Origin of the sequence: Streptacidiphilus rugosus AM-16 (assembly GCF_000744655.1) — a bacterium.
Taxonomy (GTDB): domain Bacteria; phylum Actinomycetota; class Actinomycetes; order Streptomycetales; family Streptomycetaceae; genus Streptacidiphilus; species Streptacidiphilus rugosus.
The window spans coordinates 6,903,233-6,927,845 of record NZ_JQMJ01000004.1; the positions used below are offsets into that span (position 1 = coordinate 6,903,233).

General features: G+C 72.7%; 27 protein-coding genes. 12 read left to right on the forward strand and 15 right to left on the reverse strand.

The genetic code is table 11. The features are described from left to right. Window positions 1–53 precede the first annotated feature (53 nt). The 11 genes from BS83_RS40070 to BS83_RS40120 all read right to left on the reverse strand — a co-directional run bounded on the left by BS83_RS40070 (window position 54) and on the right by BS83_RS40120 (window position 9,680). Window positions 54–497, reverse strand: coding sequence for a hypothetical protein (locus tag BS83_RS40070; RefSeq protein WP_037608288.1), 444 nt, complete (start codon window positions 495–497; stop codon window positions 54–56). A gap of 313 nt (window positions 498–810) precedes the next feature. Then, on the reverse strand, window positions 811–1,860 hold the full coding sequence (locus BS83_RS40075) for a LacI family DNA-binding transcriptional regulator (protein ID WP_198035405.1): 1,050 nt from the start codon (window positions 1,858–1,860) through the stop codon (window positions 811–813). Window positions 1,861–2,126: 266 nt separating this feature from the next. Further along, entirely contained in the window at window positions 2,127–2,456 is a 330-nt protein-coding gene (locus BS83_RS40080) for a DUF4229 domain-containing protein (protein WP_037608292.1), read from the reverse strand. Between the two features lie 91 nt (window positions 2,457–2,547). Next, window positions 2,548–3,072, reverse strand: a complete 525-nt coding sequence (locus BS83_RS40085) for a GNAT family N-acetyltransferase (RefSeq protein WP_037608294.1) — start codon at window positions 3,070–3,072, stop codon at window positions 2,548–2,550. A 6-nt stretch (window positions 3,073–3,078) separates the two neighbouring features. Further along, entirely contained in the window at window positions 3,079–4,242 is a 1,164-nt protein-coding gene (gene mqnE / locus BS83_RS40090; RefSeq protein ID WP_037608295.1) for an aminofutalosine synthase MqnE, read from the reverse strand. Window positions 4,243–4,340: 98 nt separating this feature from the next. After that, complete coding sequence (locus BS83_RS40095; protein WP_037608296.1) at window positions 4,341–5,312, reverse strand: threonine ammonia-lyase; 972 nt, start codon at window positions 5,310–5,312, stop codon at window positions 4,341–4,343. Window positions 5,313–5,319: 7 nt separating this feature from the next. After that, the gene (locus tag BS83_RS40100; protein WP_037608298.1) at window positions 5,320–5,799 is read right to left on the reverse strand and encodes an Lrp/AsnC family transcriptional regulator; all 480 of its coding nucleotides are present in this window, start codon (window positions 5,797–5,799) and stop codon (window positions 5,320–5,322) included. Between the two features lie 129 nt (window positions 5,800–5,928). Further along, window positions 5,929–6,573 (reverse strand): UbiX family flavin prenyltransferase, encoded by a 645-nt coding sequence (locus BS83_RS40105; protein WP_084714838.1) that lies wholly within the window; start codon window positions 6,571–6,573, stop codon window positions 5,929–5,931. Window positions 6,574–6,650: 77 nt separating this feature from the next. Continuing rightward, a complete protein-coding gene (locus BS83_RS40110) occupies window positions 6,651–7,235 on the reverse strand; it encodes an NADPH-dependent F420 reductase (protein ID WP_051945186.1) in 585 nt (194 codons plus the stop codon). 88 nt (window positions 7,236–7,323) lie between these two features. Beyond that, entirely contained in the window at window positions 7,324–8,223 is a 900-nt protein-coding gene (gene mqnP, locus BS83_RS40115; RefSeq protein ID WP_037608301.1) for a menaquinone biosynthesis prenyltransferase MqnP, read from the reverse strand. Further along, window positions 8,223–9,680 carry a menaquinone biosynthesis decarboxylase gene (locus BS83_RS40120; protein ID WP_037608302.1) on the reverse strand — a complete coding sequence of 486 codons (1,458 nt, stop codon included), beginning with the start codon at window positions 9,678–9,680 and terminating at the stop codon, window positions 8,223–8,225. The genes mqnP and BS83_RS40120 overlap by 1 nt, the downstream gene beginning before the upstream one ends. Before the next feature lie 173 nt (window positions 9,681–9,853). Between BS83_RS40120 and BS83_RS40125 the strand changes: the two genes are divergently transcribed. The 3 genes from BS83_RS40125 to BS83_RS40135 are packed head-to-tail and all read left to right on the forward strand — an operon-like array spanning window position 9,854 to window position 12,718. Further along, on the forward strand, window positions 9,854–11,302 hold the full coding sequence (locus BS83_RS40125; RefSeq protein ID WP_051945189.1) for a purine-cytosine permease family protein: 1,449 nt from the start codon (window positions 9,854–9,856) through the stop codon (window positions 11,300–11,302). 4 nt (window positions 11,303–11,306) lie between these two features. Next, on the forward strand, window positions 11,307–11,759 hold the full coding sequence (locus tag BS83_RS40130) for a nucleoside deaminase (RefSeq protein ID WP_037608304.1): 453 nt from the start codon (window positions 11,307–11,309) through the stop codon (window positions 11,757–11,759). Then, the gene (locus BS83_RS40135) at window positions 11,756–12,718 is read left to right on the forward strand and encodes an isopenicillin N synthase family dioxygenase (RefSeq protein ID WP_037608305.1); all 963 of its coding nucleotides are present in this window, start codon (window positions 11,756–11,758) and stop codon (window positions 12,716–12,718) included. The genes BS83_RS40130 and BS83_RS40135 overlap by 4 nt, the downstream gene beginning before the upstream one ends. Window positions 12,719–12,917: 199 nt before the next feature. On the opposite strand, the gene BS83_RS40140 is transcribed toward BS83_RS40135, so the two are convergent. Next, window positions 12,918–13,844, reverse strand: coding sequence for a DUF3027 domain-containing protein (locus tag BS83_RS40140; RefSeq protein ID WP_037608307.1), 927 nt, complete (start codon window positions 13,842–13,844; stop codon window positions 12,918–12,920). Window positions 13,845–14,018: 174 nt separating this feature from the next. Here BS83_RS40140 and BS83_RS40145 point away from each other — a divergent pair, with 174 nt between their 5' ends. The 4 genes from BS83_RS40145 to BS83_RS40160 are packed head-to-tail and all read left to right on the forward strand — an operon-like array spanning window position 14,019 to window position 17,544. Beyond that, complete coding sequence (locus BS83_RS40145) at window positions 14,019–15,404, forward strand: MFS transporter (protein WP_408641082.1); 1,386 nt, start codon at window positions 14,019–14,021, stop codon at window positions 15,402–15,404. A 27-nt stretch (window positions 15,405–15,431) separates the two neighbouring features. After that, window positions 15,432–15,968 carry a hypothetical protein gene (locus BS83_RS40150; protein ID WP_157597501.1) on the forward strand — a complete coding sequence of 179 codons (537 nt, stop codon included), beginning with the start codon at window positions 15,432–15,434 and terminating at the stop codon, window positions 15,966–15,968. Continuing rightward, a complete protein-coding gene (locus BS83_RS40155; RefSeq protein WP_232248664.1) occupies window positions 15,938–16,687 on the forward strand; it encodes a futalosine hydrolase in 750 nt (249 codons plus the stop codon). Before BS83_RS40150 ends, BS83_RS40155 begins: the two co-directional genes overlap by 31 nt. After that, the gene (locus BS83_RS40160) at window positions 16,684–17,544 is read left to right on the forward strand and encodes a 1,4-dihydroxy-6-naphthoate synthase (RefSeq protein ID WP_037608311.1); all 861 of its coding nucleotides are present in this window, start codon (window positions 16,684–16,686) and stop codon (window positions 17,542–17,544) included. Before BS83_RS40155 ends, BS83_RS40160 begins: the two co-directional genes overlap by 4 nt. 199 nt (window positions 17,545–17,743) lie before the next feature. Here the strand turns inward: BS83_RS40160 and BS83_RS48485 are convergent, their stop codons facing one another. Further along, window positions 17,744–18,127, reverse strand: a complete 384-nt coding sequence (locus tag BS83_RS48485) for a cold-shock protein (RefSeq protein ID WP_037608312.1) — start codon at window positions 18,125–18,127, stop codon at window positions 17,744–17,746. A 350-nt stretch (window positions 18,128–18,477) separates the two neighbouring features. Between BS83_RS48485 and BS83_RS40170 the strand changes: the two genes are divergently transcribed. Then, entirely contained in the window at window positions 18,478–18,702 is a 225-nt protein-coding gene (locus BS83_RS40170; RefSeq protein WP_037608313.1) for a hypothetical protein, read from the forward strand. 13 nt (window positions 18,703–18,715) lie between these two features. On the opposite strand, the gene BS83_RS40175 is transcribed toward BS83_RS40170, so the two are convergent. Beyond that, complete coding sequence (locus tag BS83_RS40175) at window positions 18,716–19,333, reverse strand: HAD family hydrolase (RefSeq protein ID WP_037611025.1); 618 nt, start codon at window positions 19,331–19,333, stop codon at window positions 18,716–18,718. 75 nt (window positions 19,334–19,408) lie between these two features. Here BS83_RS40175 and BS83_RS40180 point away from each other — a divergent pair, with 75 nt between their 5' ends. Continuing rightward, on the forward strand, window positions 19,409–20,452 hold the full coding sequence (locus BS83_RS40180; protein WP_037608314.1) for an ABC transporter substrate-binding protein: 1,044 nt from the start codon (window positions 19,409–19,411) through the stop codon (window positions 20,450–20,452). Between the two features lie 58 nt (window positions 20,453–20,510). Continuing rightward, entirely contained in the window at window positions 20,511–21,407 is an 897-nt protein-coding gene (locus BS83_RS40185; RefSeq protein WP_051945192.1) for a class I SAM-dependent methyltransferase, read from the forward strand. A gap of 265 nt (window positions 21,408–21,672) precedes the next feature. On the opposite strand, the gene BS83_RS40190 is transcribed toward BS83_RS40185, so the two are convergent. Continuing rightward, entirely contained in the window at window positions 21,673–22,719 is a 1,047-nt protein-coding gene (locus BS83_RS40190; protein ID WP_037608315.1) for a hypothetical protein, read from the reverse strand. A 63-nt stretch (window positions 22,720–22,782) separates the two neighbouring features. On the opposite strand from BS83_RS40190, the gene BS83_RS40195 reads away from it, so the two are divergent. Both BS83_RS40195 and BS83_RS40200 read left to right on the forward strand, forming a co-directional pair. After that, window positions 22,783–23,268, forward strand: coding sequence for a PH domain-containing protein (locus BS83_RS40195; protein ID WP_408641083.1), 486 nt, complete (start codon window positions 22,783–22,785; stop codon window positions 23,266–23,268). Further along, window positions 23,265–24,590 (forward strand): PH domain-containing protein, encoded by a 1,326-nt coding sequence (locus tag BS83_RS40200; protein WP_051945199.1) that lies wholly within the window; start codon window positions 23,265–23,267, stop codon window positions 24,588–24,590. The genes BS83_RS40195 and BS83_RS40200 overlap by 4 nt, the downstream gene beginning before the upstream one ends. The last annotated feature ends 23 nt before the right edge of the window (window positions 24,591–24,613 follow it).

A 24,613-nucleotide genomic window follows, 5' to 3' on the forward strand; every position in this document is an offset into this window, starting at 1 on the left:
AGACATGAGGAAGGGCCCGGCCTCTCGGCCGGGCCCTTTCCTGCATCGGAAGGTCAGTGCTGCACGACCGGCAGCGGAAGGCTGAGGCCGAGGCCCGCGACCGTCTGGGTGACGACGGCCAACAGGTCGGTGACCGTGGCGGTGAGCGCCGCAAGGACCTTCGCCGGGTCGAGTGAGGTGATCGCCGCGACCAGCGCGGTGGCGTCGCCCTGCAGCTTGGTCAGCGCGTCGCCGAGCGGGTTGGGCACCGGGATCGGCAGCGGCGGCAGGTCGGCCGAAGCGCCCGACGTCTTGCCGGTGACCGGCAGGGGCGGCGCGGGGAGCGACGACTTGAGCGTCGCGATCGCAGCCGTGAGCTTGTCCTGCACCGCCTGCAGGTCGGTCGGACTGGGGGCGGGCTTCGCCGAGGCCATCGCGGTGAGCTGGCCGATCAACGACTGCACGGCGCCGAGATTGCCGAGCACGGTGAGCGCGGTCGACGGATCCGCGGCGGGCACGAGTCCCTTCTGGACGACTCCGCCGCCGGGTCGGGGGGCCGCTACCGCGGTCGCGGCAAGACTTCCGCTCGCCACGGTGGCGGCAAGGGCTATACCGGCGATGACAGAGTGGGTACGACTGACACGCATGAGCTGGGGTCCCTCACTTCCGGGTTGGTAGGACTCGCCCACCGTGACCCGGGAGATCACTGACCGCAACCTGAAGACTCCGAACGGTTACCGCACGAGCGCGCCGATCACGACGGCGACCAGGAGCAGCACCAGCGCACCGGAGACGATACGACCACGGGTTTTCGGATCCACGCGGACCAGCCTATCTTTCGGGGTCAGGCGCGGTGGAACCGCGCACGATCAGGGCCGTGGGCAGGGGGTCCGGCGCGGGCCCGACCCGGTCCGCGCCGGCGGCCGTGTCGATGTCCGCGTCGCCGGCCGCGCCGATGGCGGCGAGCAGCCGCACGCCGGCCGCGCCGAGGCGTTCGCCCGGCAGGTCCACGGTGGTCAGCGCCGGCGCGAAGAGCGCCGCGGCGACGATGTTGTCGATGCCGACGACGGAGAGCTCGTCGGGGATGCGCAGGCCCAGCTCGGCGGCGACGTGGTAGACGCCCGCGGCCACGACGTCGTCGTCGCAGACCACCGCCCGTGGACGGTCCTGCGGTGCGCCGGACGCCAGCAGTGTCCGCGCGGCGGCGCGGGCGGCCTCCAGGCCGCCGTTCACCGAGACGCCGACCTCCACGACCTCCGCGCCCTCGGCCGCCGCCTCGAAGCCCGCCTGACGGGCCCGGAAGGTGTGCGCGGACTCGACCGAGCGCAGATGGCCCAGCCGGGTGTGCCCGAGCGCCCGCAGATGCGTGACGGCGGCGGCCATGCCGCCGCCGACGTCGAGCTCCTGGATCCGTCGGCGCGGGTGCCCGGCGGCGAGCGCGGGGTCGGCGTCGAGGAAGACCGTGGGGAGGGCGTCGGGCAGGTCGTCACCCAGCTGGCCGTCGTCGGGCGAGCAGATCAGCAGCCCGTCGTACTGTCCGCTGCGCGCGGCGCGGGCGAGCGTGGCGTGGTCCCACCCCGAGGAGACGACGACGGCGAGCCCGTCCCGCTCCGCCTCCGCCTGCGCGCCCGCCAGAACTCGGGCGAAGAAGGGGCCGAGGATGTTCGGCACGGCGAGCAGCAGCAGGCCGGTCCGGCCCAGTCGCAGCTGTCTTCCGGCCGCCTGCGGCGCGTAGCCGAGCTCCGCGGCGGCTGCCAGCACGCGCTCCCGCGTCGGTCCGGACACCCGGTGCGCCGCCGCCCCCGAGAACACCAGCGACACCGTCGCCTGCGACACCCCGGCCACCCTGGCGACATCCTTGCCCGTCGGCCGACCGGTCACCACGAGTCACCTTTCGACGAAGGGCTGGTTGCACCCGCCAGGGGCGCGGGACTTCTGCAGGCGATGAACCACGCACCGACCCGGGGCCGCGAGGAACTGCGCGCCTCGGCGCGCGGGCGCGGCACCATGGAACAAAAGGGCCGCCTGCACCATCCAGGGGCGCGGGGAGCTGCGCGACAAGCCACTGAGGTGGTGAGTCGCCGAACGCGCAGGGCCGTCCGCACAGGGTGGTTGCTCGCGCAGTTCCCCGCGCCCCTGGGGGCGCGTCAGCGCTCGGCGCGGACCGCGTCGTCGAGGGCGTCCTCCGCCGCGTTCTGCGCGGCGATGCGGCCGCTCATCGTCTGCTTGTCGGCCCTGCGGCGGTCCAGCCCCGTGCTGATCTGCTCCGACATCGCGTCCCGCTGCTTGCTCAGCACGACGTAGCTGATCGGCGCCGACACCAGGCCGGCGATGATCAGCAGCTCGAAGACGCCGGACGCGCCCCGCACCGGCAGCACGCCGGTGCGGGCCAGCACCAGCGCGACCAGGAACGTGGCCAGGAAGATGCTCGCGCGCATCGCGGAGTAGCGGAGCGTGGCGTGTGACTTGGAGCTCACGGCGGGTTTCTCTTTCCCAGGTCGCGGAGAACGAACGACTCGTCCAGTGAAGCACGCCCACAGGGGCGATCTTCACCGGGTCGGCGGAGCCTCAGCGAAGCTCCAGCCACATGAAGACCTCGTCTCGGTCGTCGTCGGGCGCGACCCGGATGACTCCCGGGATCCGCCCGACCTCCTTGTAGCCGCAGCGCTCGTAGAAGCGTTCGAGCCCCAGCCCGCCCCTGCAGGTGAGCCGGAGGCCGGCGAGGCCCCAGGCGCGGGCGACGTCCTCCGCCTCGGCCAGCAGGGCGGCGCCGTGGCCGCGGCCCTGGAAGTCCGGGTGGACGACGACGCGCTTGAGGGTGCGCCAGTGGTCCATCAGCTCGAAGCGCTGGTCCTCGAAGAAGAGGAAGCCGGCCAGACGGCCGGTCTCCTCGTCGTGGGCCGTCAGCATCCGGTCCGGCCCCTCGGCCGCCCCGGCGAAGGCCCGCGCCGCGGTCGGGCGGACCTGCTCCGGCGTGACCGGCGCGACGAAGCCGATCGCCCCGCCGGCGTTCGTGGCGTCGGCCCAGAGGGCGACCGCCGCGTCGCGGAGCTCAGGGGTCAGCTCGGGGTCGAGGGTGAACCGCAGCGCCATGGACCGTCAGAACCTCATCGCCTGCGGGACCTCGCGCCGGGACGCGTCCGGACCGTCGTACTCGCGGATGGTCTCGTAGCGGGTGTTCCGCTCGACCGGGCGGAAGCCCGCGTCGCGGATGAGGTCGAGCAGGTCGTCGCGGGTGAGCTTGTTCGGCGTTCCGAAGCCGTCCGCGTCGTGGGTGATCTTGTACTCGACGACCGAGCCGTCCATGTCGTCCGCGCCGTGGTTCAGCATCAGCTGGGCGCCGGCCAGGCCGTGCATCACCCAGAAGACCTTGACGTGCGGGACGTTGTCGAAGAGCAGCCGGGAGACGGCGAAGGTGCGGATCATGTCCGCGCCGGTGGCCATGGTGGTGCGCGCCTGCAGCGTGTTGCGGATCTTGCCGTCGCGCGAGTCGTGGAAGTCGTGCTGGTAGCGCAGCGGGATGAAGACCTGGAAGCCGCCGGTCTCGTCCTGCAGCTCACGCAGCCGCAGCACGTGGTCGACCCGGTGGCGGGGCTCCTCGATGTGGCCGTAGAGCATCGTCGCCGGAGTCTTCAGCCCCTTGGAGTGCGCCAGGCGGTGGATCCGCGACCAGTCCTCCCAGTGGGTGTCGTGGTCGACGATGTGCTGGCGGATCTCCCAGTCGAAGATCTCCGCGCCGCCGCCGGTCAGCGACTCCAGGCCGGCGTCGATCAGCTCGTCCAGGATGTCCGAGGCGGACAGGCCGGAGATCTTCTCGAAGTGGTGGATCTCGGTGGCCGTGAAGCACTTGAGCGCGACGTTCGGCAGCGCCTCCTTGAGAGCGCGCAGCGAACGCGGGTAGTAGCGCCAGGGCAGCGTGGGGTGCAGGCCGTTGACGATGTGCAGCTCGGTGAGCTGGTCGGTCTCCATCGCCTTGGCGAGCTTGACCGCCTCCTCGATGCGCATCGTGTAGGCGTCCTTCTCACCCGGCTTCCGCTGGAAGCTGCAGTAGGCGCAGGAGGCGGTGCAGACGTTGGTCATGTTGAGGTGGCGGTTCACGTTGAAGTGGACGACGTCACCGTTCTTCTGCGTCCGCACGTGGTGGGCGAGACCGCCCAGCCAGGCCAGGTCGTCGGTCTCGTAGAGGGCGACGCCGTCCTCCCGGCTGAGCCGCTCCCCGGCGTAGACCTTCGCCTCCAGCTCGCGCTTGAGCCCTGCGTCCATGCGCGTCCCGCCTCCATCAGCCACCAGAACAATCCCGAACGAGCCTACGCCCCCGGCCCCTCGTTCAGTTGCACGGCCCTCGGGGGCGCGCCCTCGAGCTACACGGCGAGGATGCGGGCCAGCAGCGCGGGATCGATGTTGCCGCCGCTCACGACGGCGGCGAAGCGGCTGCCCGGCAGCTCGTCCGCGTGGTACAGGTACGCCGCCGTGGTGACCGCGCCGGACGGCTCGGCCACGAGCCGGCCGCGGCGGGCCAGCACGGCGACGGCCGCGCGGATCTCGTCCTCGGAGACGGTGATGATGTCGTCCACGTAGGCCTGCACGTGCTCCCACGGCAGCACGCCCAGCGAGTTCGTCCGCAGGCCGTCGGCGATGGTGCGGTGGGTGTCGGCGAAGTCCCACGCGCGCCGCTCGCCGGCGCGGAAGCTCTCGGCCGCGTCGCCGGCCAGGTCCGGCTCGACGCCGATGACCCGGACGCCCGGCATGGTCAGCTTCAGGGCCGTCGCCACGCCGCTGATCAGGCCGCCGCCGCTGACCGGCACGAGCACCGTCTGCAGGTCGAGGTCCAGCGCCGTCGCGTCGTCCGCGATCTCCAGGCCCGCCGTGCCCTGGCCCGCGATGATGTACGGGTCGTCGTACGGCGGCACCCAGACGTAGCCGTGCTCGGCGACAAGATCCGCCGGGGTGGTGTCCCGCTCGTGCATCGCGACCAGGATCACCTCGGCCCCGAAGGAACGGGTGTTCTCGATCTTCACCTCGGGTGAGGTGTCCGGCATGACGATGACGGCCTTGACGCCCAGCGCCCGCGCCGCGTAGGCGACCGCCTGGGCGTGGTTTCCGCTGGACTGCGCGACGACGCCCCGCGCCCGCTCCTCCGCCGTCAGCGCGGCCAGCCTGTTGTACGCACCGCGGATCTTGAACGCGCCGGTGGGCTGCAGCCCCTCCGGCTTCAGGTGCAGTGACCGCCCCTCCGCGTCAGCCCACGGGCAGGGCATCAGCGGGGTGCGCACGGCGACCCCGGCGATCCGCTTCTGTGCCTCGCGCAGTTCGTCCAGGGTCACCAGCGTCATGCGGGGATCACGCCTTCCGTTGCTCGGCGAGCAGTTCGGTGTCGGGAAGTTCGACCGCCCGGTTCTCCCACTTCGTGGAGAGGACGACCGTCGTGCGGGTGCGGGCGACGCCCTTCGTGCCGGAGAGCCGCTTGACGATCGACTCCAGCCCGTCGACGTCGGGGACGCGGACCTTGAGCATGTACGAGTCGTCGCCGGCGATGAACCAGCAGTCCTCGACGTCCGGAAGGTCCCGCAGCCGGGAGGCGACGTCGTCGTGGTCGGCGGCGTCGGTCAACTGGAGGCCGATCAGCGCCGTGACGCCGAGGCCCAGCGAGGCCGGGTTGACCGTCGCGCGGTAGCCGGTGATGACCCCGGCCTGCTCGAGTCGGTTGATCCGGTCGGTGACGCTGGGGCCCGACAGCCCGACGAGCCGCCCCAGCTCGGCGTACGAGGCACGCCCGTTCTCGCGCAGCGCCTGGATGAGCTGTCTGTCCACCGCGTCCATGCTCGGAAACCTGGCCTTCCAATCGTTGGGGAACCTGCCGACAGTATCCGGAATCGTAAAGTCCAGGCCGACGTGACCCCCGGTTCGCAAAGAAGATACTCCGACGAGGTGACCTCCATCACTTCGACGTCAGCTCGACCCGAGTTCACCCTCCCAGCGGCGGTACAGCCGGTGCTCCACCTTGACCGAATCGAGCACCCGTCCGGCGACGAAGTCGACGAGCTGCTGGACGCTCGCGGACCCCGCGTAGAAGCCCGGCGAGGCGGGGATCACCACCGCTCCTTCGCCGTCCAAATCGGCCAGTTGACGTAGCGTCACGCCACTGAGCGGGGCCTCCCTGACGCAGAGCACGAGCGGCCTGCGCTCCTTGAGGGTGACGTTCGCGGCCCGCTGCAGCAGGTCCTTGCTCAGCCCGATCGCGATCCCCGCGACGGCGGCGGCGCTGCACGGCACCACGATCATGCCCTTGGCCGGGTAGGAGCCGCTGGAGGGACCGGCCGCGAAGTCCCCCGCGGTCCAGTAGCGCACGTCGTCGAGCTCGAACGGCTCCGGCTTCCCCCGATCGAGCGGCGTCTCCAGCCACTCGCGCAGGTCCTCCTGCCAGTGCGCGTCGCGGAAGGAGATCCCGGTCTCGTCGATGATCGTGAGCCGCGCGGCGCGGCTCACCACGACGTCGACGGCCTCCCCGGCCCCGAGCAGCCCCCGTATCACCGCCGCCGCGTACGGCGTCCCCGACGCCCCCGACACCCCCACGACCCACGGTTCTCGCTGCACGGTTCCGACCCTACCCGCGCCGGGGAAGCGGAACGGCACACGCCGAAGTGCGACGGGTGCCGTAGGGCGGCGCCGGGTCAGTCGTGCAGGACCTTCAGGCCGGTGTGGCGGCCCTTCTGCATCGAGGGGAAGAGCAGGAAGAGCGCCGCGTCCAGCAGGTCGGGGCGGTTGACGCCGGCGGAAGCCGGGGCGAGGCCGACGGCCTCGATCAGGGCCTCCAGGGTGGGGGCGTCGGACTCGTCGGCGACGGTGTAGAAGAGGCTGCCGGGGACGCCGTCCCAGAGCGGGTCGACGTAGGTCTCCCAGGGCTGGCTGTTGAAGGCGCGGGCGTAGCGCGCGCCGGGGGCGAGTTCGGCGACCAGGTCCGCGCTGTGCAGGACCGGGCCGGGGAAGCGGTTGGTGGCGTCCAGCAGCAGCTTTCCGGCCAGGGCCGGGCCGTGCTCACGCAGGAAGCCCTCGACGGCGTCGGCCGGGATGGCCAGCACGACCGTCTCGCCCGCCGCCACGGCCTCCGCGAGCGTCACCGCGTCAGGGGCGTCCGGCTTGCGGGCGCCGAAGACGACGGTGTGGCCCGCGCGGGCGAAGGCGCGGCCGAGGCTGCCGCCGATGTTGCCGGAGCCGATGACCGCGATCGTGCCGAGCCCGGCGTTGGTGTCGCTCATGAGAAGCCCTCCCGTTGACTGAGACGAGTCAGCTCAGCAACGGGAGGGCAGGTGATATTCCGTCAGCGCGGAACCGGGACGGACAACGTCACATCCCCAGCCCGCGCAGCACCAGGTCCAGCAGGGCGAAGCAGAACAGCGAGATCCCGACGAAGCCGTTGACCTGGAAGAAGGCCCGGTTCAGCCGGCTCAGGTCGTGCGGGCGCACGATCGTGTGCTCGTAGCAGAAGGCCACCGCGACGACCGCCAGACCCATCCAGAACGCCCAGCCGGCGTCGGTCAGCCAGGCGTACCAGCCGAGCAGCAGCATGGTCACCACGTGGGCGGCCCGCGCGCCGTACAGTGCGGCGGGGACGCCGAAGCGGGCCGGGACCGAGCGGACGCCGTCGGCGCGGTCGGCCATGACGTCCTGGCAGGCGAAGATCAGGTCGAAGCCGCCGATCCAGACGCCGACCGCCAGGCCGAGCACGACCGCGTCCCAGGACCAGGTCCCGGTCACCGCGATCCACGCGCCGATCGGGCCCATCGCCTGGGCCAGACCCAGGATCGCGTGCGGGAAGTCGGTGAACCGCTTGCCGTAGGGGTAGACCACCATCGGGATCACCGCGATCGGCGCGAGCGCCAGGCACAGCGGGTTCAGCAGCGCGGCGGCGGCCAGGAAGACCACCAGCGCCACGGCCGAGCCGGTGTACGCGGTGCGCAGCGACACCGCACCGGTGACCAGCTCGCGGGTGGCGGTACGCGGGTTCCGGGCGTCGATCTCGCGGTCGATGATCCGGTTGGCGGCCATCGCGAAGGTGCGCAGCCCGACCATGCAGAGGGTGACCAGGAACAGCTGGACCCAGTGCACGCGCTGGTCGGCCAGGAACATCGCGGTCAGGGCGGCGATGTAGGCGAACGGCAGCGCGAAGACCGAGTGCTCGATCATCACGAGCCGCATGAAGGCCTTGGCCCTGCCGATCTCGGGTGCGGCGACTGCTGTGGTCATCAGAGCCCGTACTCCTTCCAGCGCTTGCTCACGCGCTCGGCCGTCTCCGGATCGGAGAGGACCATCTCGGGCCAGCCGCCGTCGCGGGTGTAGCCCTCCTCCGGCAGCTTGCGGGTCGCGTCGATGCCCGCCTTGCCGCCCCAGAACTGCTGGTAGGAGGCGTGGTCGAGGTGGTCGACCGGGCCCTCCACCACGGACAGGTCGCGGCTGTAGTCGACGTTGCCCAGGGCCCGCCAGGCGACCTCCTGGTAGTCGTGGACGTCGCAGTCCGCGTCCACCACGACGATCAGCTTGGTCAGCGACATCATGTGCGCGCCCCAGATGGCGTGCATGACCTTCTGCGCGTGCTTGGGGTACTTCTTGTCGATCGAGACGATCACGCAGTTGTGGAAGCCGCCCGCCTCGGGCAGGTCGTAGTCGACGATGTCCGGGACGATGACCTTCAGCAGCGGCAGGAAGAAGCGCTCGGTGAACTTGCCCAGCGGGCCGTCCTCGGTCGGCGGGCGGCCGACGACGATGGACTGCAGCAGCGGACGGCTGCGCATGGTGACGCAGTCGATCGTCAGCGCGGGGAAGGGCTCCTGCGGGGTGTAGAAGCCGGTGTGGTCGCCGAACGGGCCCTCCGGCAGCATCTCGCCCGGCTCCAGCCAGCCCTCCAGCACGACCTCGGCGTCGGCGGGGACCTGCAGCGGCACGGTCCTGCAGTCGACCATCCTGACCCGCTCGCCCGCGACGAAGCCGGCGAAGAGGTACTCGTCGATGTCGCCGGGCAAGGGCGCGGTCGCGGCGTAGGTGACGGCCGGCGGGCAGCCGAAGGCGATGGCGACGGGCAGCCGCTCGCCGCGCTTGGCGGCGACCGCGGCGTGGTTGCGGCTGTCCTTGTGGATCTGCCAGTGCATCCCGATGGTGCGCCGGTCGTGGCGCTGCAGCCGGTACAGGCCGAGGTTGCGGACGCCGGAGTCGGGGTCCTTGGTGTGGGTCAGGCCCAGGTTGAAGAAGGAGCCGCCGTCCTCCGGCCAGGTGAAGAGCGCGGGCAGCTGCATCAGGTCGACGTCGTCGCCGGTCAGGACGACCTCCTGGCACTTGGCCTCGCCCGGCTTCACCTTCTTCGGCGGCACGTGGGTCATCCCGGCCAGCTTGCCGAAGGCCTCGCGCACGCCGGTGAAGCCGTGCGGCAGCTCCGGCTTCAGCAGCCCGGCGATCTTGTCGGCGATCTCCTCGGCGGACTTCAGCCCCAGCGCCTTGGCCAGCCGGCGCTCGGTGCCGAAGACGTTCATGGCCAGCGGCATCGCCGAGCCCTTGACGTTCTCGAAGAGCAGCGCCGGGCCCTTGGCCTTCTGCACCCGGTCGACGATCTCCCCGACCTCCAGGTACGGGTCGACCTCCACCTTGATCCGCTTGAGGTCGCCCTCGCGCTCCAGCGCCCGGAGGAAGGACCGTAGATCGTCGTAAGCCATAGCGCTCAGTATCCGTCACCGACCCCCGCGGCTTGCGCGCGCACCCCCGGAACGGGCCGCGTCGCGGAGCGGTCACCGCCGCGCCGGCGAACGGAGGAGAAGTTTTCCGGCCGGGCCGTAAAGAGATTGTTTCGCGCATTTACAGCCTGCCGCACCGCCCCGACACTGCCGGGATGACCACCACGCACGGCGCCGGAGCGGGCGCCGCCCCCGAGGAGATCGCCGCCTACGGCGACCATGTGCTCGCCGTGGAACCGACGGGCGCCGAGCCCGTCCCCGAGTCCGCACGCCACGGACGGCCGCTGGGCCTGCTGTGGACCTGGACCTCCCCCAACATGGAGTTCGCGACCGTCTTCGTCGGCGTCCTCGCCGTCGGGGTCTTCGGCCTCGGCTTCTGGCCGGCCGCGCTGGCGATCCTGCTCGGCACCGGGCTCGGCGCGCTGTCCCACGGCTTCCTCGGGCTGGCGGGCCCGCGGTTCGGCGTGCCGCAGATGGTGGCGTCCCGCTCGGCCTTCGGCTTTCTGGGCAACGCGCTGCCCGCCGGGCTGAACGCGCTGACGGCCGGGATCGGCTGGTTCGCGGTCAACAGCGTCAGCGCCGCCTACGCGCTGAGCGCGCTGCTGGGCTGGCCGGTGCTGCTCTGCCTGTTCGTCGTCGCGGGGCTGCAGGTGGCCATCGCCTTCTTCGGGCACAACCTCATCCACACGGCCGAGAAGTACACCTTCCCGGTGCTGACGGTGGTCTTCCTGGTCGCCTCCGCGGTGCTGCTGAGCAAGGCGGACGTCGGCGCGGCCGACGGCAAGCACGCCTTCACCGGCGCGTTCCTGCTGACGGCCGGCGCCTCCTTCGGCTACGCGGCGGGCTGGAACCCGTACGGCTCCGACTACACCCGCTACCTGCCGAAGTCCGCGCCGACATGGCAGGTCGGGCTCTTCCCCGCGCTCGGGGTCTTCTTCTCCTGCGTCTTCCTGGAAATCGTCGGCGCCGCCTCGGTGACCATCGCGGTCCCCAAGGGCCTCAGCCTGACCGCCGCCTTCGTCCACCCGCTGCCGGGCTGGCTGGGCGATCTGACGCTGCTGGCGATCGTGGTGGGCGGCATCGCGGCGAACGCGCTGAACATCTACTCCGGCGCGCTGTCCTTCGTGGCGATGGGCATCCGGCTGCCGGCGCTGGCGAAGGCACGGGTGCGGCGGGCCGCGGTCGCGGTGCTCTTCGGGGTCGCGGGCACGGCGGTGGCCTGGTCGGGGCTCGGCGACTACGGCGACAAGTACACCAACTTCCTGCTGATCATCACCTACTGGATCGGCCCGTGGCTGGCCGTGGTCTTCCTGGACCGCGTGCTGCGGCGCGGCCAGAGCGACGAGCGGATCGCGGCCGACCTGGCCGACCCGCGCTTCGCCAACTGGGCCGGGCCGATCGCGATGCTGGTCGGCACCGGGCTGGGAGTCTGGCTCTTCTCGAACCAGACCGAGTACATCGGACCGGTCGCCAAGCACTTCCCGCAGATCGGCGACATCGCCTTCCTGGCCGGGTTCCTGATCGCGGGTCTGGTCTACCTCGCGTTGCGGGCCGTGCCGGTTTTCGCGCCTTCTGCCCAGGCGGCCGCCGCTGAGGCATCGTAGGCGCATGGGTTCTGCTCCGGATTTCCACGCCCTGCTGGCGACCGCCGTCGACGAGGCCAGACGCGGCCTCGCCGAGGGCGGCATCCCGATCGGCGCGGCGCTCTTCGGTCCGGACGGCGAGCTGCTGGGCGCGGGCCGCAACCGCCGCGTCCAGGACGGCGACCCGTCCATGCACGCGGAGACCTCCGCCTTCCGCGCGGCGGGCCGACTGCGCGGCTACGGCCGCACCACGATGGTGACGACGCTGTCGCCCTGCTGGTACTGCAGCGGCCTGGTGCGGCAGTTCGGCATCGGCCGGGTCGTCATCGGCGAGGCCCGCACCTTCCACGGCGGTCACGACTGGCTGGCCGAGCACGGCGTGGAGATCGTCCTGCTCGACGACCCGACCTGCGTGTCCCTGATGACGGACTTCATCAGGGACAACCCCGAGCTGTGGAACGAGGACATCGGCGAATGATCCCCACGATCCCCACCATCGACCTGACGCCCTGGCTCTCCGGCGACCCCGCCGCGCGGGCCGCGACGGCGGCGGCGGTCGACGCGGCGCTGACCGACGCGGGCTTCCTCCTGGTCACCGGACACGGCGTCACCCGCGAGGAACGCGCGGCGGTCCGAGCGGCGGCCCGCGCGTTCTTCGCCCTGCCGGTCCCGGTCAAGGAGCGGTACGGCGTGAGCGTCGGCGGCCGCGGCTGGCTGGCGAAGGGCGCGGAGGCCAACGGCTACAGCGAGGGCACCGCCACGCCGCCGGACCTCAAGGAGTCCTGGACGGTCGGCGCGGACACCCCGACGGGCGCGGACCCGGAGATCGACGCCTTCTGGTTCCAGCCCAACCGCTGGCCCGACGCCGAGGCCCCGACGCTGCGCCCGCTGGTGGAGTCCTACCTGACCCGGATGCGCCGCGTCGCCGACGAGGTGCTGCGCCTGCTGGGCTCTGCGCTGGGCCAGGGCGAGGACTTCTTCACCGCCCACACCCGGCACCCGACCTACACGCTCAACATCAACTGGTACCCGGGCGTCTCGGTCATGGGCCCGCCGGAACCCGGCCAGTTCCGGATCGGCCCGCACACGGACTTCGGCACGGTCACCCTGCTGGACCGGCAGGCCGGACAGGGCGGTCTCCAGGTCGACATCCCCGGCCACGGCTGGGTGGACGCCCCCTTCGACCCGGACGCCCTGACCGTCAACATCGGCGATCTCATGGCCCGCTGGACCGGCGACCGCTGGCGCAGCGGCCGCCATCGCGTGCTCCCGCCCGCGCCCGAAGCCCCGGAGGAGGACCTGATGTCCCTGGTCTACTTCTACGAGTGCGACCCCCACACGACGGTCACCCCCGTCGGCGGCCCGGTGACCTACGCGCCGGTGGACTCCTCCGCCTACCTCCGCGCCAAACTCGACGCGATCACCGTGACCCCGTAGGGGGCGCGAGGAACCGCGCGGCCAAGCCCCGTGGACCTGAGCTTCCCTACGTAGGGACCGTTGCACCACCCAGGGGCGCGGGGAACTGCGCGACAAGCCACCCTGTGCGGATGGTCCTCAACGCGCAGGGCCATCCGCACAGGGTGGTTGCTCGCGCAGTTCCCCGCGCCCCTCAGGTAGTGCAACCGAGCCGTGTGCCTCAGCTGTGGCCGAGCTCCTCGGCCGGGGTGCTCTCCTCGACGGAGCCGCCGGTGCGGTCCGGGTGGAGGGGCATGGGTTCGAGGCTGAACTCGTCCAGGACCGGCGGAGCCGGAACCGGCGGGGCCGGCATGACCGCGGCCTCACTGTGGCCGCCGCAGCCGAAGCCGAGCGAGACGATGCGACCGTCGGCCGGGCCGAACTCGTTCGAGCAGATGCCGAAGGCCTGGCTCAGCGCGCCGGCGATCGGGACCAGGAAGCCGCAGGACGCGCACGAGGCCGGCGCCGCCTGGGCCATCGGCGTGTGCGCGCCGAAGTCCTTCTCCCAACGGTCCGCCGCCAGGTTCAGCCCGAGACGGCTCAGCACGCGGACCCGGCCCATGCCCAGCTCGTCCGCGACGGAGGCGATCTGCGCCCGCTCCGTCGACGTCGCGGCGGCCGCCGCCTCGCCGGACGGCTCGATCGCCACGTCCTCCCCGGCGATGCCGGAGAAGCGGTCCTCGGCCAGCACCGAGTTCGGGGCGGGCTCGTCCTCGCCGGAGTAGCCCGGCTCCAGGCGCAGGTCGTCGGCCTCGGTCGGAAGGAGGTCGCCGGGGCCCATGTCACCGGGGCGCAGACGCTCGCTCCACGGCACCCACTGCGGCGCGATCATCGCGTCCGGGCCGGGCAGGAGCACCGTTTCGTCAAGCGTGACCTGCTTGCTCCGCGCGGCGCGCGTCACGGTCACGGCCCAGCGCCAGCCGCGGTAGGCGTTCTCCTTGGTGGCGAAGTAGTGGGTGACCACCCGGTCACCGTCGACGTCCACGCCGAGGTGCTCGCCGACCGCGAGCGCGCCCGCAGCCTCGACCGCGGCGCCCCGGGCGAACTCCACGGCATCGGCACACTGGCGGTCAGGGGTACGGCTTCGCGTCGTCGTCGCAGCACTCATCACGAACTGATTCTCTCCCAACCTTCCGCACCGTTTCACCACTGCCGTCGCGGCGGCACTTCGGCACGGCGCGCGTTCTCGGTCAGACTCCCATTCTGGGGGACACACGTGCCCGCTGTCCCGCCCGGGGGAGGAACCCGCCGGGGCAAAGTACCGCAGTGTGCCTGCGGGGTCATGCACCATGGGGGTGTGGCCGACGTGGGAGCGGGGAAGGCCCGGCGCGCGATGACTTCCGTGCACCGGTTCACCTCGGCTGCCGCGCTGCGCACCGGCATCATCGTGCACGCCACCGGCCGCAGGATCCGCAAGGCCACCTCCGCCGAGGGCGCGGGCGAGTCGGGCCTGGCGAAGCTGATCGAACTGCACGCGGTGAGCTCGGCCGGCGACATGATGATCACGGTCGCGCTGGCCTCCACGATCTTCTTCTCGGTCCCCACCGACCAGGCGCGCGGGCGCGTCGCCCTCTACCTGCTCATCACGATGGCGCCGTTCGTGCTGCTCGCTCCGGTCATCGGCCCGCTGCTCGACCGGATCCCCAGCGGCCGGCGCGCCGCGATGGCGGGCAGCATGCTGGTGCGGGCCGCGCTGGCCTGGATGATGGCGGGTTCGATCGCCGGGGCGGGTCTGCAGATCTACCCGGAGGCGCTGGGCGTGCTGGTCGCCTCCAAGGCCTACGGCGTGGTGCGCAGCGTCGTCGTGCCGCGGCTGCGACCACCGCAGCTGGCGCTGGTGAAGGCCAACTCGCGGGTCTCGCTGGCGGGTCTGCTGGCGACGGGGCTCGCCGGAGCCGTCGGCGCGCTGCTGCATCTGGTCGGCCCCGACTGGCCGCTGCGCGGGGCCTTCCTGCTCTTCGTGATCGGCGCCGGGTTGGCCTTCGCGCTGCCGCATCAGGTGGACCTGGCCAAGGGAGAGGAGCGAGCCGTCCTGCACGCGGACGCCCCGCCCGGCTCCCCCGGCAAGGTGGGGCTGCGCACGGTCGGCCCGAGTGTCGTGCTGGCGCTGGGCGCGGAGGGCACGCTGCGCGGGCTGTTCGGCTTCCTCACCTTCTTCCTCGCCTTCCTGGTCCGCGAGCATCCGATCGGCGGGCTGACCCCGACGCTCTCGCTGGGCCTGGTCGCCGCCGCCCTCGGCATCGGCAACACGCTCGGCACGGTGCTCGGCGCCTGGATGCGCACACGTGCCCCTGAGACTCTCGTCACCCTGATGCTCACCGTGGCCCTCGGCTCGGCGCTCGCGGCGACGATCGCCTACGGCGCGGTGACGGTGGTGGTGCTCGCCTTCGTGGCCGGTCTGACCCAGTGCCTGGGCAAGGTCGCCCTGGACGCGTCGATCCAGCGCGACGTGCCGGAGACCGTGCGGACCTCGGCATTCGCCCGTTCGGAGACCCTGATGCAGCTGACCTGGGTGCTCGGCGGCGGCCTCGGCATCGTGCTGCCGCTGGTCGGCGTGGTCGGCATGGCGACCGCGTCGGGCCTGCTGGCGGTGGCCGTGCTGTGGGCTGTCCGGACCAGGCTGACGCTGCGGCCGCGCCGCACATCGACCGCCCCCGACGTGGCGTGATCCCGGCGGGACGGTAGCCTCAGCACCATGAGTCTCAACCGCGGAGTCGCCGCCCTTGCTGGTCTCGTCGTCGTCGGCGCTGGAATCGCTGCGGGCGGAGCCGCCTGGGGCGTGAGCAGCGGCAAGCCCGTGCCGAACGTGGCCGTCGTCGCCGGGTCGCACTGGACCCAGATCGCGCCGCTGAAGGGCTGCTACAACGACGGCAAGGCGATGGACCAGGCCGCCCAGGCCAAGTGCGGCGTCTCCATCAAGGCGGCGCTGACCGACGAGAAGCTGCTCCCGACCGCGATCGTCCCGAGCGCGAACAGCACCTTCGGCATCAACGTCGACCAGCCCGTCGTCCACAACGGCTGGCTCGCCCGCTACTCCACCGGCACCCTGGTCCAGCACACGACCAACGCCTACGCCGGCCCGCTCTCCACCGCCCAGGTGCTGACCACGCAGGACCAGTCGACCGGGGCCAGCACGGTCGGCACCAACGGTCCGGTGCTCGTGGTCGAGACCGACAAGAGCGGCAACACCGTCTACGGCGAGTGGCTGTTCCAGCTCAAGGTCTCCAACTGACCTCCCCCCGCCTTCTCGTCGTCACCGCCGTCGCTCCCGAAGCGGCGGCGGTGCTGCGTGGCGTGCGGACGGCGAACGGCCACCACGCCGAGACCCCCCGACCGCCGCTTCCCGGCGGGTACGCGCTGACCGCCTGCGGCCCGGTGGACGTGGTCGTGGCGGGCGTCGGACCGGCCGCTGCGGCGGCGGCCACCGCGACCGCGCTGGCGCTCGCACCGGACGCCGGGTACGCCCTGGCCGTCTCGGCCGGCATCGCCGGCGGTTTCGCCCCGGCCGCGCCGCTGGGCTGCGCTGTCGTCGCCGAAGCGATGGTGGCGGCCGACCTGGGCGCGGAGACGCCCGACGGCTTCACCGACGTCGCCTCGCTGGGCTTCGGGCGGGTCCGCCACGACTGCCCCCAGGCGGACGACGTCGTGCGCGCGCTGCGCGGACACGGCCTGCGCACCGCGACGGGCCCGGTGCTCACCGTCTCCACCGTCACCGGCAGCGCGGAGCGCGCGGCGGAACTGCTGCGGCGTCACCCGGGAGTCGTCGCCGAGGCCATGGAGGGCTTCGGCGTGGCCGAGGCCGCCGCCGGACACGGGGTCCCGGTGCTGGAGCTCCGCACCGTCTCCAACGCCGTCGGCCCGCGCGACCGCGCCGCCTGGCGCATCGGCGAGGCGCTGGACGCCCTGGCGGGCGTGTTCGCCGCCCTGCCGTACGCGACACTGGTGAAGTGAACCCTCTGCGTATCGCGTACTCGCCCTGTCCGAACGACACCTTCGTCTTCCACGCCTGGACGCACGGTCTCGTGGTGGGCGGCGAACCGGCCCCCGAGGTCACCTTCGCGGACATCGACGTCACCAACGGCATGGCCGAACGCGGCGAGCTGGACGTCCTGAAGATCTCCTACGCCCAGCTGCCGTGGGTCCTGGACGAGTACGCGCTGCTGCCGACCGGCGGGGCGCTGGGCCGCGGCTGCGGCCCGCTCGTCCTGACCGGCCCCGACTCCCCCGCGACGGCCGCCGACCCGGCGGCGCTGCGCGGCCGCACGGTCGCGGTCCCGAGCGAGCGCTCCACGGCCTACCTGCTGTTCCGCCTCTGGGCGGCGGAGGCGGTCCCCGGCGGCCTGGGCGAGATCGTGGTGATGCCGTTCCACGAGATCATGCCGGCGGTCCGCGACGGCAAGGTCGACGCCGGCCTGGTCATCCACGAGGCGCGCTTCACCTACCAGAACTTCGGCCTGCGCTGCCTGGCCGACATGGGCGAGGCCTGGGAGGCCGCGACCGGCCTGCCGATCCCGCTCGGCGCGATCATCGCGAAGCGGTCACTCGGCGCGGAGCGCCTGGAGTCCCTGACGGACACCATCCGCGCGAGCGTCCGCCAGGCGTGGGCGGCCCCGGCCCTCTCCCGCGACTACGTGCTGGCGCACGCCCAGGAGATGGACCCCGCCGTCGCGGACCAGCACATCGCCCTCTACGTGAACGAGTTCACCGAGGACCTCGCCGACGCCGGCTACGCCGCGGTCGAGGGCCTCCTCACCCGCGCGGCCGCCCAGGGCCTGGTCCCCCCCGTCGCCCCCGAACTCATCCGGTAGTTGCACGACCCCCAGGGGCGCGAGGCACTGCGCGCCTCCGGCGCGCGGGCGCGGGGCTGCTCAGCAAAGGGGCGGTTGCACCACCTCAGGGGGCGCGAGGAACTGCGCGACAAGCCACCCACGTAGGGACAACCCCGAGCGAGCAGGGCCATCCGCACAGGGTGGTTTCTCGCGCCCCTGAGGGGCCGATCGCCCGACGTCAGACGTCGAGCTGGTCGGCGATGTGGTGGAGGAGGGTGGCGACCCGCTTGCCGACCGGCTTGTCCGGGTAGCGGCCCTTCTGGAGGCCGGGGAGGATCTTCTCCAGGACCGTCGTGAGGTCCTGCACCATCGCGGCAAGCTCATCCGGCTTCTTGCGCGACGCCGCCGCCAGCGACGGCGCCTCCTCCAGCAGGGTCACCGTCAGCGCCTGGTCACCCCGGTGGCCGGCGACCACGCCGAACTCGACCCGCTGGCCCGGCTTCAGCGACTCCACCCCGACCGGCAACGCCTTGGAGTGCACGAAGACATCGCCGCCGTCGTCGCGGGAGAGGAAGCCGAAGCCCTTCTCTGAGTTGAACCACTTCACTTTGCCCGTAGGCATGGGGAGACCTCATCGGTGGTGAGTCGGAGTGTGTCGTACGGGGTGCGGCGGACCGCCGCGCGTGCTGCACGCGAGCTAGCGCCGCGCCATTGTTCCAGTTCGGCGCCGGAATGATCGACCGGATTGCTCCGCCGGAGGCACCGGCGCCAGAGTCGGCCCACGGCGTACTCGCGTGGCGGTCATGGCGCACCTCCTCCTCCGGCCTGCCGGCCACCGTCGATCCGCGGTGCATTCACAGTGCATTCGCAGCGCATTCGCACGGTCCCCGTGCGTGACGTGCATACCCCCACGGGGCCTGCGGCTAACCCGTGCCGGGCGACCACCCGCGCGGACCGGTTAGCGTGGAGGGTGTGAACGCTGACTCGACCTCCCCGGGCGACCTCCTGGTGCGCATCGGTGCGATCCTCTTCGCCCTCGGCGCCGTGGCCACGATCGCCACGGTCGCCCCGCTCTTCCTCGGCCTGCACCGGCTGCCCACGGCCGCGTACTTCGTCTGCATGACGATGCCGCTCGGCTTCGCCGTCGCCCTGGCCGGCCTCTTCCGCACGGCCCGCTCCCAGCGCCGCGCGTCCTAGCCGGCCTGCCGGACTACCCCAGGTAGCCGTCCAGCCAGGCGGGGAACTCGGTGAGGTCCGCCAGCACCACGTCCGCGCCCGCCTCGCGCAGGCTCGCCGCGTCGTAGGGGCCGGTCGTGACGGCCACGGCGTACGCGTCCGCCTCGCGGGCGCCCGCGACGTCGCCGAGGTGGTCGCCGACGTAGACGCCCGCACCCTCGGCCCGTAGCGCCTCGGCCTTGCCCGCGCCGAAGACGTCGCCGTACAGCGCGTCCACGCGCATCGCCAGCGCGTCGAGGTTGAGCCGGGCGTTGGGCGTGTACTTGCCGGTCACCACCACCGAGCGGCCGCCCGCCGCGCGCACCGCGGCCAGCGACTCGACCGCACCGGGCAGCGGGGTGACGCCCGCGACGCCGTGCTGGGCGTACAGCTGCCGGTAGCGGTCCGCCATCGCCTTGACCTCCTCGGCGGGGAACCAGTTGGCCATCTCGATCTCGACCGGCGGTCCGAGCCTGGAGACGACGAGCGCGCTGTCGATGACCGTGCCGGTCTCCTTCGCGAGCAGGTCGTAGGCGCGCGCGATGCCCGGCCGCGAGTCGATGAGCGTCATGTCGAGATCGAATCCCACGGTCAGCGCCGTCTGCGTCGTCATGGCCTTCACCCTAAGTCAGCGCTGGTGGGTGATACTCCTCTCAATAAAGGCCGCAATTCGGGCACTGGAGGCAGAATGCCGCGCGCCTACTCCCGCAGAGCGGTGCTGGGCGGTGCGTTGGGCGCCCTGGGCGCGCTGGGCGTCGCCGGGATCGCGGGCTGCACCGGCAGCGGCCGCGTGCCGCTCAGCTCGGACGCGACCCCGACCCCCGGCTCGACCACGGCGTCGGCCTCGACCACGGCCGCCGCCGCGACGAGCGCCGCGCCCTCCCCGATGCGCACCGTGACGGCAGCGACCGGCACGGTGCAGGTGCCGGAGCAGCCCAGCCGGGTCGTGGTGCTGGACACCGGCGAGCTGGACTCCGCGCTCACCCTGGGCCTGACCCCCGTCGGCGCGGCGCGGCCCGCACTCGACCCGGGCCTGCCGCACTACTTCCCGGCGAGCTGGCTCTCCGGAATCGCCCTCGTCGGCACCGTCGGCGCGCCCGATCTCGCGGCCATCGCCCGTCTGGAGCCCGACCTGATCCTCTCCAACCGCACCCGCGACGGCGACCGCTACGAGCAGCTGGCCGCCATCGCCCCGACGGTGCTGACCGAGAGCAACGGGGCCGCCTGGAAGGACAACTTCCAGCTCCACGCGCAGGCCCTGAACAAGCAGAACGCCGCGGACGCGATCACCACGGCCTACCAGGAGCACGTGCACCAGTTCGTCGCGGCGCTGGGCGGCTCGGCGGCGACCAGGAAGCAGCGGATCAGCCTGGTGCGCTTCGTCCAGGACGAGGACCCGCGCGCCTACGCGAACAACAACTTCACCGGCTCGCTGCTCGCCGAGGTCCAGCTGGGCCGGCCGCCGGCGCAGAACGTGCCGGCGTTCGAGGTCGTGATCCCCACGGCGGCGGATCTGGGCGACGCCGACGGCAGCACGATCTTCTACGCCACCTACGGCGATCCGGCCAGGGCGCACACCACCGAGGTGGTGAACAGCGCGTCCTGGAAGAACCTGTCCGGCGTGAAGGCGCGCCGCGCGTTCGAGGTCGACGACCAGCTCTGGTACCTGGGCATCGGGTACTTCGGGGCGAACCTGATCCTGGCTCAACTTCAGCGCTACTTGGGCGGTTAGCGGACGATACGCGGCATGAGTCTTGTGATGCAGGTCACTCGGTAACACCATGGCAGCTATGCCGACGACAACCGAGCAGGGGAAGCAGCCGACCCAGGAACAGACACCGGAGAAGGCGCGCGCGGCCAGGAAGGCGTTCATCGCCGAGGGATTCGACCTGGTCGCCGACACGTACGACGAGGTCAACGGCGAGTTCTTCCGCGCGAACGGCGCCCGCCTGGTCGCGCAGGCCGGGCTGCGCCCGGGCGACCGCGTGCTGGACCTCGGCTGCGGCCGGGGCGCGGTGCTGTTCCCGGCCGCCTCGGCGGTGGGCCCGGACGGCTACGTGGCCGGGCTGGACCTCTCCCCCCGCATGGCGCACGCGACGGCGGCGCAGGTCGCCGCGCGCGGCCTGCGTAACGTCGCCGTCCGGGTCGGCGACGCGGAGGACCCCGGCTTCCCCGCCGGCTCCTTCGAGGCGGTGCTGGCCGGGCTGATGATCTTCATCACCCCGGATCCCGAGGCGGTGCTGCGCAGCGCACGACGGGTGCTGACCCCCGGCGGACGCTTCGCGATGTCGTCCTTCGGCAGCGTCGACCCGCGCTGGACCCGCCCGCTGGACGCTGCGCTGGCCTTCCTGGAGAACCCGCTGCCGGCCTCCTCCCCGACCCAGGGCGCGCGGGGCGGACACCCCGCGTTCGACACGGTGGAGTCGATCGCCTCCCTGCTGGACGCCTGCGGCTTCACCGAGGTCCGCACGGTGGAGGAACGGACGGTGGGCATCGTCGAGAGCGGCGACGCGTGGTGGCGCTCGCAGTGGGCGACGGGCCGCCGCATCTGGCTGGAGCAGATCCCCGCCGACCGCCTCCCGGCGGCGCGCGCCGCGGCGCTGGCAGCGCTGGAATCCCTGCGGGACGCCGACGGCATCCTCCGCAACCCCACAACCCTCCGCTACACCACGGCCCGCCGCGAATAGCACCTTCTGCACGCGAGGAACCAGGCAAGTGCTCAGGGGCGCGAGGAACTGCGCGAGAAACCACCCTGTGCGGATGGCCCTGCGCGTTGAGGACCATCTGGTCACCAGTGGCTTGGCCGCGCAGTTCCTCGCGCCCCTGAGGTCGTGCAACTGGCCCTTGATCCGAGGTGCCGCGTCCGCGCGCCGCAGGAGCGCAGTTCCTCGCGCCCCTGAGGTGAGTGCAACTGGCCCTTGTCGGAAGGCCTCCTCGCGCCCCCGGAGGGGATCAGCGGCGGGTGATGCGCCAGGTGAGGAGCGCGGCGGAGACGCCGGCCGAGCCGCGGAGCCAGAAGGTGAACGCGTTGTGCGTCGCCGCGGTCATCTGCGCCGGGGTCAGGCCCGGGTGTCCCGGCGCATGGCCCGCGCGGCTGTAGAGCCAGAACCCGCAGGCCACCGCGATCAGGCCGGGGACCCACAGCGCGACGAACCTGCCGAACCCACGCCCGAACCGGCGGCCTGCGTACGCGAAGAGCCACCCCAGCAGCGCGACGTACCAGAGCCCCGTCACCACGGCGGCGGCCAGCACCAGCGTCGCCAGCCCCTCCACCAGCGGGATCGGCCCCCGCTGCACCCTCCCCGGCCCGGCCACCGGCCCAGCCGCGGGAGCCGCCGGCGGCGTCGGGGTGAGCACCCGCCGCAGTAGGCCCCGCTTCGGTGCGGGAGCCGCGGCCGGCGCCGGGGTCTCCGGCGGCAGCTGACGGGACGTCGGGATGCCCGTGACCGGGTCGACCAGACCCGTCCGGTCGGGGCGGAGGAACTCGTCCGCGAACGCGCCCGACCAGCCCGGCGGCTGCAGCGCCGGCAGATCGCCGCCGTATCCGCCGCCGAGGCTCCCTCCCGCGCCCCCGCCGCCCAGGCTCCACCAGTCCGTCGCATAGGTCGTGCCGGGGCCGAGCGGATCGCCCGCGTCCGCGCGGGTGAACTCGGCGCGGCCCTCGATCACCGGGGCGCTGCCCTGACTCGGCACGGACGGCGTGGAGGGGGCGGAGGGGCCTCGCCCGGGGACCTCGGGTCCGGACGCGGGCAGCCCGCCGACCGCCGCTCGGTGCACCACCTCGTCCGGCGTTCCGAGCCCCGCGAGGATCTTCCGCACCGAGCCGACCGCCGCCCTCGGGGTGCGCGGGGCCGCCGCGGCCTGCTGGGCGTCTATGGTCTGACGCAGCGTGTTGACCAGCCGGGCGCGGTCCGACGCCGTGAGAGCGGGCGAGGCGCCCGCGAGGTCGCCCACGCGGCTGAGGTAGTCGTAGACCAGCTGCTCGCTCTCGATCCCCATCCCGCTCCCCGCCCTTCCAGCGGCCCTGCCGCAGCCACCCCGCGTCAGCTTAGGCTGGCGTCCGTGGATGTGACCCCCGTACCCGTAGATCTGCACTGGTACTCGCTGCCTCCGGGGCTGCGCCGACTGCGGCGCACCCTGCTGCTGGCGGTCGGTGTGCCGCTGACCGTGCTCGTGGGCGTGCTGCTCGGCGTGCTCGCCGACGGCGGGTGGGCGCTGCTCGCGCTGCTGCCGGCCGCGCTGGTGGCGTGGGGCTGGCGCGTGATCGGGCGGAACTGGGCGAGTTGGCGCTTCGCCGAGCGCGAGGACGACCTGCTGCTGGTCCACGGCGTGCTCTGGCGGCGTCAACTCGTGGTCCCCTACGGACGGATGCAGGCGGTCGACGTGGAGGCCGGGCCGTTGGAGCGGGCCTTCGGCGTCGCTTCGGTGCAGCTGCACACCGCCGCGCCGTTCAGCGCGGCCCGCATTCCTGGGCTGCTGCCGGCGGAGGCTGAACGACTCCGTGACGCCCTCGCGGAGCGCGGCGAGGCCCGCCAGGCGGGCCTGTGAGCACCGACAGCCCGGATCCCGCCGTGGAGTCCCTGCCCGCCGAGACCGCGGGCTGGCGACGGCTGCATCCCTTCACCCCGTTCCTGCGCGGCTGGGCGCTGCTCGCGGCCCTGGTCTTCGGCGTCGTCCGCAACGCGCACGATCTCCTCCACGACCTCACCGCCGACCGGGTCGGCCTCGGCCTGTCCTTGATCGTTCCGCTCGCGCTCGGGTACGGCTTCCTCGCCTGGCGCTTCACCCGCTTCCGGGTGGACGGCACCCAGCTGCGGGTCGAGCGCGGCGTGCTCTTCCGGCGGACTCGCGACATCCGGCTCGACCGGGTCCAGGCCATCGACGTCGTCCGCCCGCTCGCCGCGCGGCTGACCGGCGTGGCGGTGCTCAAGTTCGACGCCGCCGGGGGTGAGAAGGCCCGGTCGACGCTGGAGTACCTGGCGGTCGGCCAGGCTGTCGCGCTCCGTGCGGAGCTGCTCGCCCGTGCGGCCGGGCTGGCCCCGGACGCGGGCGAGGCGCCGCAGCGCGTCCTGTACGCGCTGCCGGGGGGACGGCTGCTCGGATCCATCGCGCTGAGCGTCGCCACCTGGGTCTGGGCGATCAGCGCCGCGGTGGTCTCCCTGCCGCTGCTCCTGGAGGGGCACCTGGCCGGGCTGTTCACGGCGCTGCCGCTGCTGGCGGCGCTCTGGGCCAGCACGTTCAAGCGCTTCGCGGCGGAGTTCTCCTTCACGGTGGCCGAATCCCCCGACGGCCTGCGGATCGGGACCGGTCTGCTGGAGCGCAAGCACCAGACGGTGCCGCCGGGCCGGGTGCAGGCGGTGCGGATCGACGAGCCGCTGCTGTGGCGGGCGGCGGGCTGGGCCCGGGTGCGGCTGAACGTGGCGGGGCAGAGCGAGAAGGCCTCCGTGCTGCTGCCGGTGGCGCCGAAGGCCGAGGCGGTGGCCCTGCTGTCCCGGCTCTGGCCGGGCCTGGACCTGGACGCCGTCGAACTGACCCGGCCGCCGCGCCGGGCCCGCTGGATCGCACCGTTCTGGGCTGCTCGCTCCGGCTGCGGGCACGACGAGCGGGTCTTCGTCAGCGTCAAGGGCCTGGCCGTGCGCCGCACCGAGGTGATCCCGCACGCCAAGCCGCAGAGCCTGGCGCTGAGGCAGAACCCCCTGACCCGGGCGCTCGGCCTGGCGGAGCTCCAGCTCCACTCCACGAAGGGCCCGGTCGCGGTCACCGCCCGCTTCCGCGACCTGGCCGAGGCCCAGGCCCTCCTGGACGCGCAGGCCCACCGCTCCCGCACCGGCCGCCACACCGACACCCCCGCCCGCTGGGCCACCGGCTGAGCCGGACCGGACGGCCGCCGTGC

What these genes read in the sequence shown, in the direction of transcription:
- BS83_RS40085 (WP_037608294.1), bottom strand. Translation starts at nt 3,072, where the DNA reads ATGGCGCTGCGGTTCACCCTCGACCCCGAGCTGACCCCTGAGCTCCGC.
- mqnE (WP_037608295.1), bottom strand. Translation starts at nt 4,242, where the DNA reads ATGGACGCAGGGCTCAAGCGCGAGCTGGAGGCGAAGGTCTACGCCGGG.
- BS83_RS40095 (WP_037608296.1), bottom strand. Translation starts at nt 5,312, where the DNA reads ATGACGCTGGTGACCCTGGACGAACTGCGCGAGGCACAGAAGCGGATC.
- BS83_RS40100 (WP_037608298.1), bottom strand. Translation starts at nt 5,799, where the DNA reads ATGGACGCGGTGGACAGACAGCTCATCCAGGCGCTGCGCGAGAACGGG.
- BS83_RS40110 (WP_051945186.1), bottom strand. Translation starts at nt 7,235, where the DNA reads ATGAGCGACACCAACGCCGGGCTCGGCACGATCGCGGTCATCGGCTCC.
- mqnP (WP_037608301.1), bottom strand. Translation starts at nt 8,223, where the DNA reads ATGACCACAGCAGTCGCCGCACCCGAGATCGGCAGGGCCAAGGCCTTC.
- BS83_RS40120 (WP_037608302.1), bottom strand. Translation starts at nt 9,680, where the DNA reads ATGGCTTACGACGATCTACGGTCCTTCCTCCGGGCGCTGGAGCGCGAG.
- BS83_RS40125 (WP_051945189.1), top strand. Translation starts at nt 9,854, where the DNA reads ATGACCACCACGCACGGCGCCGGAGCGGGCGCCGCCCCCGAGGAGATC.
- BS83_RS40130 (WP_037608304.1), top strand. Translation starts at nt 11,307, where the DNA reads ATGGGTTCTGCTCCGGATTTCCACGCCCTGCTGGCGACCGCCGTCGAC.
- BS83_RS40135 (WP_037608305.1), top strand. Translation starts at nt 11,756, where the DNA reads ATGATCCCCACGATCCCCACCATCGACCTGACGCCCTGGCTCTCCGGC.
- BS83_RS40140 (WP_037608307.1), bottom strand. Translation starts at nt 13,844, where the DNA reads ATGAGTGCTGCGACGACGACGCGAAGCCGTACCCCTGACCGCCAGTGT.
- BS83_RS40145 (WP_408641082.1), top strand. Translation starts at nt 14,019, where the DNA reads ATGCACCATGGGGGTGTGGCCGACGTGGGAGCGGGGAAGGCCCGGCGC.
- BS83_RS40150 (WP_157597501.1), top strand. Translation starts at nt 15,432, where the DNA reads ATGAGTCTCAACCGCGGAGTCGCCGCCCTTGCTGGTCTCGTCGTCGTC.
- BS83_RS48485 (WP_037608312.1), bottom strand. Translation starts at nt 18,127, where the DNA reads ATGCCTACGGGCAAAGTGAAGTGGTTCAACTCAGAGAAGGGCTTCGGC.
- BS83_RS40175 (WP_037611025.1), bottom strand. Translation starts at nt 19,333, where the DNA reads ATGACGACGCAGACGGCGCTGACCGTGGGATTCGATCTCGACATGACG.
- BS83_RS40180 (WP_037608314.1), top strand. Translation starts at nt 19,409, where the DNA reads ATGCCGCGCGCCTACTCCCGCAGAGCGGTGCTGGGCGGTGCGTTGGGC.
- BS83_RS40185 (WP_051945192.1), top strand. Translation starts at nt 20,511, where the DNA reads ATGCCGACGACAACCGAGCAGGGGAAGCAGCCGACCCAGGAACAGACA.
- BS83_RS40190 (WP_037608315.1), bottom strand. Translation starts at nt 22,719, where the DNA reads ATGGGGATCGAGAGCGAGCAGCTGGTCTACGACTACCTCAGCCGCGTG.